At 40.0% G+C, this 14,466-nt stretch carries 4 protein-coding genes; 2 read left to right on the plus strand and 2 right to left on the minus strand.

Features of this window, described 5'->3' with window-relative positions; all coding sequences use genetic code 11:
* A partial coding sequence (locus A9239_RS16105; protein WP_255361967.1) for a PQQ-binding-like beta-propeller repeat protein occupies window positions 1-3,589 on the minus strand: 3,589 nt, incomplete at its 3' end.
* 1,456 nt (window positions 3,590-5,045) lie between these two features.
* Complete coding sequence (locus tag A9239_RS16110; RefSeq protein ID WP_176722173.1) at window positions 5,046-5,750, minus strand: DUF4430 domain-containing protein; 705 nt, start codon at window positions 5,748-5,750, stop codon at window positions 5,046-5,048.
* 634 nt (window positions 5,751-6,384) lie between these two features.
* On the opposite strand from A9239_RS16110, the gene A9239_RS16115 reads away from it, so the two are divergent.
* Entirely contained in the window at window positions 6,385-7,653 is a 1,269-nt protein-coding gene (locus A9239_RS16115) for a PQQ-binding-like beta-propeller repeat protein (protein ID WP_048117759.1), read from the plus strand.
* A 2,031-nt stretch (window positions 7,654-9,684) separates the two neighbouring features.
* Window positions 9,685-14,364 carry a cobaltochelatase subunit CobN gene (gene cobN, locus A9239_RS16120; RefSeq protein WP_048155424.1) on the plus strand — a complete coding sequence of 1,560 codons (4,680 nt, stop codon included), beginning with the start codon at window positions 9,685-9,687 and terminating at the stop codon, window positions 14,362-14,364.
* Window positions 14,365-14,466: the final 102 nt, after the last annotated feature.

The raw sequence follows: 14,466 nt of genomic DNA on the forward strand, positions 1-14,466 counted from the left end.
AGGAGTCTTCGGGGATAGAGTTGTTTTCCTGTTCTTCACCATAATTCGAGAAAGGAAGCATCAGCGGGTACTGGTCTGTTCCAGCATCAGCATTGTAAGCCGTATCTCCTATTCCATCCCCGTTTAAGTCTTTTCCGGTATAGTCATCGTAGTAATTACCCATATACCCGGTCAGTTTTGTTCCATTCCAGAAATATTCCACAGGCTCGGAGCTCTGGAAGAATGAGCCTGACCCCCCAGATATGTGGTCGCTTGAACCTCCCATCTTCCTGCCGTTGTTGTTAATTAATGTGTTCTGGTAGACTCTGTTGCCTCCTGTGTTGTCAAGAACGGCTGCAAAGTCCCAGCAATTGGAAATATTGTTTCCCTGAAGGGTGTTTCCAGTCCCAGTTAACCATACACCTTCAGCGCAGTCATCTATCAGGTTGTCCTCTATCAGAGTACCTTCTGAAGAAATACTGATCGCAAAGCACATCTCTTCTGTCCCTATAATTTTAAACCCGCTGAACTCCACGCCGTCAGCGCTGATGGTTACGCCGGATACGCCTGTGAAACCCGAAGCGTTCAGGACAGGATCTTCTATACCTTTGAGGGTCAGGGTCTTGTTAACGGTCAGGACTTCATGGTATTCTCCAGAATAGACCTGTATTATGTCCCCTGAATTTGCTGCATCAATAGCTGCCTGTATTGACTCCCCATTTTTAACCGTCCATGTTGTTGGGGCTTTGTTTGCGTAGATATAGTCTTTGGCAACTTTTGTATCTTCACCGTTCTCGTTTTTAACGGTGAGGGTTACGGTATAGTTTCCGACTGTGATATATGTATGAACCGGATTTACTTCGGTTGAGGTGTTCCCATCTCCGAAGTCCCAGAGGAACTTATTGGCGTTAAGGGATGTATCTTTAAAGGAAACAGTCAGTGGGAAGGAGCCCGTCTGTTTGTCCGAACTGAAGTTTGCCGCTGGAGAGAGGGCTTCACCCTGTCCTATGCAGTAGAGGTACCCGTTATCAGTTCCGTAGTAGACCTTGTCGTCGGAAAGAGCCGCTCCCTGAAGGGTGTATGCATCATCTGCAGGTGGGTTATAGTGCCAGGCAAGTGTTCCGTCAGGGTTCAGACAGTAAATAGATCCGTCCACGATAGCTTCTGTGAAGTAGATGTATGGTTTTCCATTCTTGATAGAAACGACAGGTGAGGACTTTACACCTCCACTAACTGGGGTTTCCCATATGACGGATCCATCGGAATCGTTCAGGCAGAACATGGACCCGGATTCTCCGTGTTCCCCGTGTCCCACGTAGACCCTTCCGTTATACACTACCGGAGTTGATGTGGAAAATCCTATTGACGTTGCCCAGCCGGTGTTGAGGAACTGACCTGTATCAGGGTTAAAACCTACTTTGAAGCAGTAGCCGGTTTCCTGTCCTCTTTCAGAGGATGTGTACAGAGCGCCGTCAGCATAGGTTACGGAACTTCTGAACATTCCGGGATCGGTTAGTGCAAAGGATACATCTGAACTCTTGCTGAAGTCAACTTCATCTACAAAAGTTCCGGTGTCTTTATCGAGACAGACCAGTTTACCTTCAAAAACAGGGTATACCAGATAGTTTCCGACAACTACTGCCCCACTCCAGATAAAGCCGGAAGTGTTTGTGTTTTTGTGCTTCCATACTAAGTTCCCGCTGTCATCGTAACAGTAGTAATATTTGTCTCCACTTCCTCCTTCAAGACCGTCTCCGATGTAGAGTTTATGGTCGTAATAGGTAATGGGACACTCAAAGTTACTTTCTGTTACGTGTGTTTTCCAGAGTTTATTTCCAGTTTCTGGATCAAGGGCATAGAGGTCTCCTTCAAGGGTAGGGACAAAGAGTTTTCCATCTCCCAGTGCAGGAGTTGCTGTCTGTACCAGACCACCACCAAGCTCCTTTGACCAGATAAGAGATCCGGTATCTTTGTTAAAGGCCCAGACAGAGGCATTACCAGCAGTTACGAAGATCTTGTTTCCTGAAATCAGAGGTGGTACATTGACACCCCCGCTCCCGCAGGGTTCCTGATTTGAAGAAGTAAGACTTTGCCAGATGAGTTCCGGGTCCCTGGTTGGAGCAGAGCTGAGGGTATACCCACTGTTTGAGCTGTCCTTCTGGAACTCCGGCCATTCGGATCCAAGGCTCTCTTTGTTTATTACTTCAATATAGTCAGTCTTTGTTTTTGTGCTACTTATGGTTGTATTGACAACTGTGAGGTTAACAGAGTAGGTACCCGCAGTCTCGTAAGTATGCGAGGGGTTTTGCTCCGTGCTATCAACCGTACCGTCGTTATCAAAGTCCCATGAATAGGAAGAAACGTCACCAGTTGAAGCGTCTGTGAAATTAACTGTTAGAGGAGCATTCCCAGAAGTCGGTGTTGCCGTGAAATCGGCTATTGGAACGGAAGCATTCGGTGGTACTGCAATTGTTATATTATCTCCACTGACTGTGATCTTACCCATAAGGGGCGCAGTGTCACTTGAGGAGCCAAATGCATAAGAAGTGTCACCGATTCCATTGTTATCATCATCTGCGCCAGTGTAGTCGCTGTAGTAGTTGCCGAGAGAGGAGGTATAGGACTTGTTCTTGTAGCTATATTTTACAGCATCGCTGACGTACTGGACGGAACCAGCCGGTGAATCGTCATTGATGTTGACGGTGTTGTTAATGAAGTTGTTGTGGTAAATCTTATTGCCGGTGCCAGTTTTTCCATTTTTCAATTCAAAAGTGATCCCTACAGAATTGGAGTCAAAGGTGTTCCCTGTAATAATATTGCGATCACAGTAAGAATTTATCGATAAACCTCCTCCGGTGCAGTGTGAAATTACATTATCACTGAATGTTATGTCGTCTCCCCTACTAATAGAAAATGCATAGTCAGAAGTAATGTTTGTAAAGGTGTTGCCTGCAATCACACCACCATTATTTATCCTGCTCACGCTACAAGGACTATTATCAAATTGATTTTCGGTAATTATCAGTTTCCCATAAACATTACCAGTGCTGCTTGATGAGTCGGATATGTATGTATTATTCGAAAGTTCAATATTGTTCAGTATAGTTGAACTTAAACGCATATGGTTAATTTTACAGTTTCTGATTATTACATTAGTAGAATAAGAATTTGATCCACGGACAGAGACATATCTCATACTGGGCGAAGTGGACGCTGAAAAGCTTATGTTCTCAATCAGAATATCATGGGCAGTTTCGATATCAGAGAAGTCAAAATTTAGGTCAGTATAATCATTAAAATTAAAAGTTACTTTATCTGCACCTGCCCCTATAAACGATAGAGGTTTGTTGTATATATTCCAATTCTGACTTATATCATAAGTTCCGGGGTTGAAGTATATGACATCTCCAGCCTGTGCTTCATCAATTTTTGTGAGGATATCAGCCCCAGGGTTGACTTCAATAGTTTGTGCCGACGCAGATCCGACAAAGACAAACAACAGGATAAAGAATATACTTAAAAGAAAGCCGTTTTTGGTAATATTTTTTATTCTGTTTTGTGTACTATTTTGTGTCCTATTTATTATCACATTTTTCATAATTTTTAACATATTTTGTTACTCCATTATTTTTGATATTATTAAATAAGGAGGCAGCAACATTTTTTCCTGCTGCCAGGTTTTTAGGTTCAGTCCATTAAGTTGGTGAATCTCCAGATATCTACATGGCAGTTGCATTAGCTCTAGAAATAGGTCTATCAGTATTCTGGTGTTGCTGATGAGTACCTCCAGCAATTACAGGCAGCTATGACCTCATTTATGGCAATGTACTACCGTTTATAGAGTTAACATCGTTTCAAAAATTTCAATCACTTCCAATATGGCTCAAACAAAAAACAAAAAGCAAAAATTAAAAGTAAGATCTATATAAAGAAAAACAAGTAGTTTCAGTTTTTTTTGAAGACCTCCTGTATTTTCATAGGGTTATCGGTTGGTCTGGGCAGAAGAATCTGACCGCATTTTTGGTATTGTGGATGCGGCAGGATCGAGTTTCGGACCTTTTGAAGCGTCAGACCAATCGAGTTTTAAGATTATTTGAAACATATGTTGCAGGAAATTTTTAGCTTCCTGAACTTTCATTATATCTGTGGTATTTATATTCAATTATCGGTGATAATACGTAAGTTTGAAAACTACCAATAACAGTTTCTAACTTGACTGGCAACTTTCTAATTTTCATAATTTATATTTAAAATTTCGACACAAAATCTGATGCTGTATGACATTTTCGAGTGTTGACTGTATACAAATAATTTTTCTGTTTGACGCCCCTGCTAAGATTAAAGATTTGGGGGCAAATTCTATTTAAAATCTAAATAAAGTAATATTTATTTATTTATAGAAAACACATATGAAATATATGAATTTTTCGTTGTTTATTAACATATTTATAAAAAAAAGAAAAGATAAAACAAATAAAATTGAGTAAAATTAATTGATGTAAATGGAAAAACATCGAAATACAAAAAGTGCCACATAAGTTACAAATATTAAAGGATATTTTGAATGAAATGAGGCTCTGCCAAAGTTGATAAAAATTCTCTAAAATCTAAAAAATCAGTCAAAATCACGTATTTTGACATAAAATTACTTTTTAAGCCTCTAAAATAATACTTCAAAATGCCTTTGAATACTAATTAAGTTCAAAAATTGATATAATATTACATTTACTTTCAAAATTAAAATTTATTGCAATTTATAGTTATAACTTGCATAAAAATATATATATATATACATATTTATTATGTTTTGAAAACTCAAATAAAGTTTATTTCTTAATTAATAAGCTATTTATTATTCTAATTCCAACTTTAAATAAAAACAAAGAATTAAATAGATTTTAAGTAATTATTATATAAATTTTTCAAGAAATAAGCTATGCTATTTAATATTAGCGGAAATAAAGGGATTATGTGAAAAATGGCAAAACCTCAAATACATTAAAAATTACGTAGAGCGAGAAAAGATATGAAATTTTTTCCAAAAAAGTTAAAGAAGGGCTTACCCTTCAGGAATTTTGTATCAGTTCAATAATGTGGTCTGCTTCATTACTAATATATTCCGCTTCTTCGGGAGAAAGATTGCCCCAGTTTTCCTGCCTTTGGACAATATTCTTAAAGCACTGGAGTTTAAAGATGGCTATCTGATCCCGGCCATTTTCCAGTGAATAAACTACACCGTCAAGGCTTGCTGTAAAAATACATTTTGTTAGAGAGGGAGTGTCAAGGTTATCAATGTATCCCTGGAGATCTTCAATAGATGTTAATGCATCCTCAACTTCTACTTTTATATCAACAATATATGACGCATTTGCTGTATCCACAGTGACTTCGTTCGCTGTATACTCATAAGGAGCATACATGAATGTAACCTGATCATCATCTTTAATTACGTTCTGACTGAGGCCCAGTGGAGCAAGCTCACCGTTTATGTAAACAAACCAAGATGTACTTGCTCCATAATTATCTTGCACTCCGTTAATATCAGTAAGGTAAAAAGAACCATAGTCCTCATAGTACTCGTCAGATGCATTATACGTGAATCCGCTGGTCTCATCATTTGAAGCCGCATCAAGTGCACCGTGATCTGTAAGGTTTTCCACCTGGTAACTGTTAGAAGGATCGTTTGATGGAACAAAGGTAAACGTACCGTCTTCTAACGCAACAGTTCCATTAAATATCTCGGCAGGTTGTGCTGCTGCTGTACCAATCATTATTGCACTGAGGAGTGCAATTAAGACTATACTTGTTATTTTATTTTTCATATTTAGTCCTCTTCTAGGATATATGCGCGGATATAACAAAAATATAGTAAATGTTTTATTTTATACTTCGATCCTCACATATTTACATATATGTTATTTTTATACCTATAGCTCTTTTAATTTAGATCATAAGTGTTAGTTAAAAATGAAAGATTATTGCTATTGCTATTGGTTATGTATTCTTCATAGGTATGGCTTCTATTTAGCCTAAATAAAAAATAAGAAATTAGAGACATGATATTATTCTTTTGAGTTACAGTTATCATCCAAAAAAATTGAACTATATACTTTTGAAGAGTATATAAAAATGACCTTGTTTAATTGATCTTTCCCCAGATGTCCTCATAAATAACAATACGCTTACCATTATTTTTTAATGATCGCTCAAAAATCCACGATTATTATTTTTACTGGATAGTCGAAAAACAAGAGTTGGAAACTTTCAATAAAAGAATGAAGTTGAAAAGTGTGAGGCATTTCAAAATCGTAGGTTTGGACCAGTAAGGCTTTCCAGGGGAGGAGAGGGTCATAGTTGGAATAGCTATTCTACTGATCTTTAAAGAAAAAAGAGAGGAATAGGCGAATGAAAAATAAACATTTTTCACTATTAGTATGTGTAATGATAATGCTTGTGGCATTTGCATCGGTAGCAGCCGCAAGTAACTGGTCACAGTTCCAGAAAAATGAAAAACATACGGGTATAACAAGCGATGAAGGACCTGATGATGCCACCATTTCCGTAAACGGGAACACCCTTGTCGGTAGTGGAATTGAAACTGTTCCTGTTGTACTGGGTAACTATGTATATGTGGAAGGAGCAAGCAAGCTCTACAAATATGACAAATCTACACTTAATTATGTAGCTGATTGTACAGTGGCAGCAACAGGAATCCAGAATGCTAACCCCGCTTCAGATGGTAACAATATCATTTATGTCGTGGACACAGGCTATGGTTCTAATCAACAAAAGATTACAGCTGTCTATGCCAGCAACATGACTGAAAAGTGGAGTACAAACTTTGCTCCGGCATCACAGCAGTGTTCCTGTCCCATCACATACTATAATGACAACGGCGTAGGAAAACTTTTCGTAGGAACCGTTAACATGAGCACGACCGACCCTGTTAACCTGAGCGATGATGGTACATATTTTGCTTTTTATGCAGATAATGGTACTGAGATATGGAGTAGAGAAACTACTACAGGTGGTGGCTACTACTGGGCAGGCGCCGCAGTTGTGGGAAACTATTTAGTATATCCTGACGATGCTGGGACATTGACATCTGTCAGTATCTCCGATGGAACAAAAGTTAATGAGACAGATCTGTCCAATAAACAGATACGATCATCTGCTACTTATAACGCGGATGATCACCTTATATATGTCGCTGGGAAGGACAAATATGTGCATGCTGTTGCAATTGATCCAAACACCGGTAATTTAAGCACACACACAACAAGCTCCCAAATGGTATATAGTAGCACTTCAACGCCAGCGTACAACGCAGCTGATGACAGGATTTATGTGGGGTGTGGCTCTATGATTAATGGTGGCTATTTGTACTGTTTGAATGCTACCACATTGGCTAGTCACTGGGTGACGGAGGAGGATGAGATTGGCAATATCCAGTCCTCACCAGCAGTCGCCGATGACGGTATAAACAACCCACTGATATTTGTTACAGGTAATGATGGAGATGGGCTTGTATATCGCATAACAGATTTAGGTAACGGCTATAGCATCACATCCAACGGACCACCAAATGCTACATACAGCCTTGCAGGTGTGGCAATATCCGACAACTATGCATACTTCGGAAATGACGACGGATACCTTTACCAGGTTAATTAAAAAGATTTTGCAAAGGTGCAAACCTTTGCATATTACTTTTTTGTTAGGTTCGTTTTACAAAGAACTGTTCATCATTTTAATGAAAATTCAGTATTTTATTTCAGGCAAATACTCTGTAGCAAACTATAGAAGGTATTTGCCTGAAATAAAATTCTATGGTTAATTATTCATAGCTTGTTGGATAATAACCTGCTCTCTTAATTATAAAAAAATGAAGACCTTTTTAGTTTTATTCCGTATTTTCTGTTTCATCGGCTTTCTAGAATCTCCAGACTTGAAATTGCTTTTTTAATAATCTAATTCATCGATCTCAAATAAATACATAATAAGAAAATAATTACAGCTGATGACGCAGGTATTATTTTAAAGCCATATAGAATTCTGTAACACGGAAAACACAACCTGTAGCAAAATGATTTGATCTGGATATTATAACCACGGAAAACACGGAAATCACGGAAGAACCACGCCTTTACTACTTATTTCCGTGTCTTCCATGTCTCCCGTGGGTTTCAAATAAGTCATTTTGGACATACTTTGGAATCAATGCACTACCATTATCAAAAAAACTTTAAATCCATACGAAAAAGATATATTTTCCTATTTCGTTATATAATTTCTCCTATGTTTTCATAGGGGTTAGGTTAGCCTGTGCGGAACCTGCGTATCCCATAAAAGGTGTACTCGGGAAAGGAATTCGGACTCCTTGAAGTGGCAGGCTAACTGTTATCCGGGAAAAATGTGAAATTAATGAGAAGATTTAGGACTCCTTAGAATGAGCCCTGAATTTGCTTCCAAGCTGTTTTTGCGTTTTTTCGAACTTTGAGGGAATATTTATGAAACTCTTTTTTCGGTGAAGTTTATAGGTTTATGCAGTTGATACATCTTTTAGTATCTTCCACATAAACTCTGGCTGTGCTGACTGCATTTGATTTTTTCATCTGGGCTTAACTAACAGTTATTAAAGAGGTATTATGGGAGGTATACTGCTTAACTTTGTATCCTCAGTTAGCAGATGGTCATAATGAGTTAAATTAGCTTACCCATTACTTCCATTTTTCAGCACACCGATTCCAAATTATGTCCACAAATCTGAAATTTTGAATCTATCTATGGATCAATGGATTTCACATTAATAATGGATTTATTTTGGAATCTATACATTGTAATCTGAATAATTGGATATAAATCTAACAAAATCGATAATAAGTTTGAGCCTTAGAGGTAACATTGAAAAATTATCCACAAAATTCTCTCTATTAATATTGCTTACATAAATTTGTCATAAGGAAAGAAATACAACAGTCAAAAGTAATGCATTTTGTAATCATTTTTTCCATCAGTTTGAATTTCCCATAAAATCTTTATAATTATTTTTATGTTTATTTTTGCACACTGTTAAAATTTTAATATATAATGGGTACAATACAATTTTATACTCAGTAATTACTTCTTTCCTTCACGGAATTATAATTTTCTTCAAAATTTAATTTTCTCGTTACTGTAACATCCTACAAAATTCAATTTTTTCACAGAATATGCTTTCTTTGTTTAACTTTTTAAAATATTTTTATCTGATTTGCAATTCGTCTATTAAATTTATCACAATTCAATAAATAGCATTCGATGTTATTTTTGGTCTATTTTCTAGTTATTATTACCTTTTTGGCTAATGATTATTATCTAAAATCTTAGTCTTTTATACAAGTAAACTAAAATTGAGCTGAAATTACGTAATTGTTTACGATATTGAGGTGAGCATTTGAGAATTTGTGAGGCTATTGTTATTTAAAATGCCCTTTAATAACAGGTGTTAAACGGTGTTTTTCTTTGTATTGATAAGTAAAGTTTACTTTATTTATTTGTGTATAATGCAATTTCTTGTTCTTATTGATTTATTTTTTCATGCTTACTAATAAAAAATTTGAAAGTTAATCAGTAAGGTATTTCTTCAAATCAGCGTGCAGTCTCAAGATTAGGAATAATATCCTCACAACTCGGTATATTAAATTATTTTCTGGAGTAGGAATCATGAATGAACAGTTGAATAACGAAACGAGCCTTTTGAACAAAAAAATTAAGGTTTCAATACTGGCATTTTTTATGCTTTTAACGTTGTTTTCGATTTCTCCGGCGGCTGGAAGCGGAGATCTTCAGTATGAACTCGTTGCCAGTACAACCAGTGATGCCGAAGGCAACTACCTGCTTTCCGACGTTCCAGACGGAAACTATACACTTATAGCTCTTTATAATGAGGACAAATGGCGCCGTGCCGATGAACAAATTCAGGTTCAAAACGGAACGGACCTTATAGTGACTCTTGATACCTCCAGTAGGAATATCGATGAAGATGAGTCTCAGGCCCTTCTTGACCTGTCTGTCAGTGAGGCTGGCTTGTCTGGAAGTGCCAAAATCAGTGGACTTACCCGCCAGAAACAGATGAATGCGGACCCTATACCTCTGGGTTCCACAAACGTTCTTTTGTTAAAGGAAGCTGGAACAGAAACTCAGGATAACTCCAGCCAGATTCAGGATAACTCAAGTGAGACTCAGAGTAATTCCAGTGAGACTCAGAATAACTCAAGTGAGGCTCAGAGTAATTCCGGTGAAACTCAAGATAACTCCAGCCAGGTCCAGAGTAACTCCGGCAGCAGCCAGCATCTGAACATTGCCATTGTGACCGGATACAGGAGCCACGAGCTTCCACTAAAAAACCTGGCGGAAGAGGTCAACAGTAACAGCAGCCTGAACCTTACTCTTAGCTGCTTTATGGCTGACTACGTAATGGAAAATGACGTTGACCTGAGCGCAATGGACATAATCTACATCAACATGCTCAGTCCTTCAACAGCCCAGAAGCTCACACCGACAGTAGACAGTGCAATTGCTAATGGGTGTGTGGTTATTGATGATGACACCCTTCTGAATGAGAGCATCCCGCTTCCTGAAGACCAGATTGAAAGCTACAGGGAAAAACTGAACAACTACTGGAGTAATGGGGCTTACGATCAGAAAAACTTGAAAAATCTTATATTCTGCATCGCCAGTGACTGCTGCGGTAGATCTGACCTGCTATATGAGGAGCCGCATACGCTTCCAGAAAGGGCGATATACCACACAAACATGACAGGTTACTTTACCGATTCTCTGGATTCCTATCTTGCTTGGTATTCAAACCGAAGCGATGGAGGGCATGTATACGATCCTGCAAAGCCTACAATTGCAATTACCATGTACCAGAGCTATTTCCCATTCCAGATTGAGCCAATTGATGCCCTGATCTCAAAACTAGAAGCAAAAGGCTACAATGTTATTGCCACATACGGATCTGATAATCTTTCCTCCGGCGACTTTTTCAAGCAGGGGGATGAGGTCCTTGTGGATGCAATTATTTCATTTACATACTTTGGCAACAAATTTGATGCCGAAGAGCTCGGTGTGCCTGTAATCAACGGCATTGTTGACAATTACATGAACAGGACCGAGTATGAGGCAAGCAGCAGACCGCTTCCTTCGGATAAGATGATGAAGCTCGATTTGCAGGAACTCTGGGGAGCTATTGACCCGGTAATAATGGCTGCAACGGAAGTAGATCCCGAAACCGAGACTGAAACTTCGGTTTCCTTAGATTACCAGGTAGACTGGCTTGTTGACCGTGTGGAAAGCTGGGTGAACCTCAGTGAAATTCCGGAGTCGGACAAAAAAGTTGCTATAATCTATTATAATCACGGAGGAGGGAAGGATAACATAGGGGCTTCTTATCTCGATGTCATTCCAAGTTTGTCCAACCTTCTTGACGCTATGGCTAAAGACGGATATGCCGTGAATAAAAACCAGACCTTAAACGAAACTGAACTCCTGAATTTGATGCTTACCCAGGGTATAAACATAGGGACCTGGGCGCCTGGGGAACTCCAGAAAATGGTTGATACCGGCAAAGTCGTTCTTCTCCCAGAAAGTACCTATGAAAAATGGTTCTCGGAACTACCTGAAGAGAGACAGCAGGAAGTTATTGACCAGTGGGGCCCTGCACCTGGAAAAATTATGGTCTGGGAAAACGAGACTGGAAAATATCTCGTGATTCCCAGAATCGAGGTAGGGAAGAACGTAATTCTGGCTCCACAACCTTCAAGAGGCTGGCTTGATGATAACGAGGCTCTCTATCATGACAAGGATTTACCTCCTCACCACCAGTACATTGCTTTCTATCTCTGGCTCCAGCATTCCGAGGAAGAAGGAGGATTCGACAGTGATGCCCTTGTTCACTTCGGCAGGCATGGGACTCAGGAATGGCTTCCTGGAAAGGAGTTCGGGCTTTCTCGGTACGACTGGCCTTCCCTGATGATAGGTGATAAGCCTGTGATTTATCCTTATGTTATGGACGGGCTTGGGGAAGGCAATGAGGCAAAACGCAGAGGAGGGGCAGTCATAGTCGACCATCTTGTTCCACCGATTCTTTCAGCAGGAAGCTATGGAAATTATTCAAACCTGAGTGAAGCTATCCAGAATTATGAACAGGCCGAGGCAGATGCCTCTCTTAAAGCGGCTCACAGGTCTGAAGTCTTAAACCTGACCCAATCTCTTTCTCTGGATAAAGAACTTAACATGACAGAAGCAGAAAATAATGAGACTTACTTTAATACAACTTTCCTGGATAGGCTTGAAGATCTTCTGGACGAGTATAAGAACCAGTCCATGCCTTACGGGCTGCATATCCTGGGTACAAGCCCTAAAGGAGAGCAGCTTGTTGGCATGGTAAATTCAATGCTTGGAACTGACTTTGCCGACTCGGTTAATGAATTCAATAAAACCGAAGGATCCCAGCTTTATTTGCTTGACCTTGTCCTTAACCAGGGAGTCAATTCCACAAACGCCCAGAAGCAGGTGCTCGGAAAAAGCAATGAAACCGTCAGTACTTTCCTTTCCAATGCGGAAGACTATGCTGCAAACCTGTCTCTTGGGGAAGAGGAAATCGATCAGGTTCTCAATGCCCTGGACGGCAAGTTTATCCCTGGAAACCTGGGAGGAGATCCTGTTAGAAATCCGGAAACTCTACCGTCTGGAAGAAACTTCTATGCGTTTGACCAGCGGATAGTGCCAACAGAAGCTGCCTGGAATTTAGGGCAGGAGATGGCTGACCAGATGCTTGAAGCTTATGTTGCCGAGCATGGGACCTATCCGAAAAAGGTGGCTTATGTACTCTGGGCAGGGGAAACCACAAGGCATGAAGGGGTTATGGAATCAGAGATCCTCTACCTGCTCGGGGTTAAGCCTGTATGGAACAGCGGCAGAGTAGTTGATGTGGAGGCTATTCCAATGGAGACACTGGGAAGGCCAAGAATTGATGTGGTAATGCAGATCTCCGGACTCTACAGGGACATGTACCCTGACAAGGTTCGCCTGTTGGACAAGGCCGTAAAACTAGCTTATGCCCAGGAAGACTCTCCTAACTATGTCCGGGAAAATGCAGATGCTCTGAAATCTTCTTTGACGAGTGAAGGTTCTCTTAATGATAGTGAGGCTCTGGACCTTGCCCTGCTCAGGATTTTTGGGTCTTCGGACGGCGCCTACGGTACAGGCCTTCCAAATGCGATCTCTTCAAGTGATACTTGGGAAAGCAACGACGCTCTTGCAGAGCTTTACATCAACAAGATGTGTAATGCCTATGGAGAAGACGTGTGGGGCGAAGACCTGAAGGATCTTTTTAAAGAGAACCTTGAAGGGGTTGAAGTTACAGTGCACAGCCGGAGTACAAACCTCTACGGGACTCTGGATAATGACGATTTCTTCCAGTACCTTGGAGGGCTAAATCTTGCGATCAGTTCCGTTTCGGGAGGAGAGTACCCTGATTCATATATTACGAACATGCTGACAAACGGGGACGAGAAAACCGAAACTCTGGAAAAGTTTCTTACAAGGGAAACCTACTCCAGATATTTCAATTCAAAGTGGATTGAAGGTATGCAGGGAAGCGGTTATGCAGGAGCCAGGGAAATGTCGGATTTCGTTGAGAATCTCTGGGGCTGGGAAGCAACGAACCCGGATTTGATCAGTGATGACATGTGGAACCAGGTGTATAAGACGTACGTAGCGAACCAGGAACTTAGCGACTGGATTAAGAAGAATAATCCTTATGCTTACCAGTCCATGACAGCCAGAATGCTGGAGACTGCACGCAAAGGCAACTGGGATGCCTCTGATGAGGTACTCGAAAGCCTTGCTACGGAATATGAAGACTCCGTAGTCGAAGATGGAGTTACCTGCTGCCACCATACCTGCGGAAATCCCCTTCTCAACAGCTATGTATCAGGCATGGTCTCGGTCCCAGGTTTTAGCGAAGCAATAGAAAATGCTACGCAGGAATCCCTTGAACAAGAAGATACTGAAGAACAAAGCAACAGTGGTGAAAAACACAGCAGTGGTGGTAATAAAGGAAGTTCGACACCTGTAATTCGGAGTACGGAGAGCAGCAATCAGACTGTTGTAGAGAGCGATGCAGGATATGGGGTTGATTCTCCCGAACCTGCACCTGAGGTCTCGAAATCATCTGCTGACCCGGATTATGTTGAAGGCTATGAGATGCAGAAAGATTCTGCAGAAGAGCCAGATAATAGCGGTTTCTCATTTTCGGGTTCCGATATTTTTGGAATTCTCTTCGTGATAGCAGCCATTGGTGGAATCTATTTCGGGTTCTATAAAAAGAAAATGTAAAAATTTGTTAAAAGAATATTGAAAGAAGAGAGCTTTCGTTTGATGCTCTTTTCTTTTCTGTTTTTCTGAAATTCAGGTACATATTGACCTTAATTTGACCTT

The organism is Methanosarcina sp. A14, assembly GCF_001729375.1.
Lineage (GTDB): Archaea > Halobacteriota > Methanosarcinia > Methanosarcinales > Methanosarcinaceae > Methanosarcina > Methanosarcina barkeri.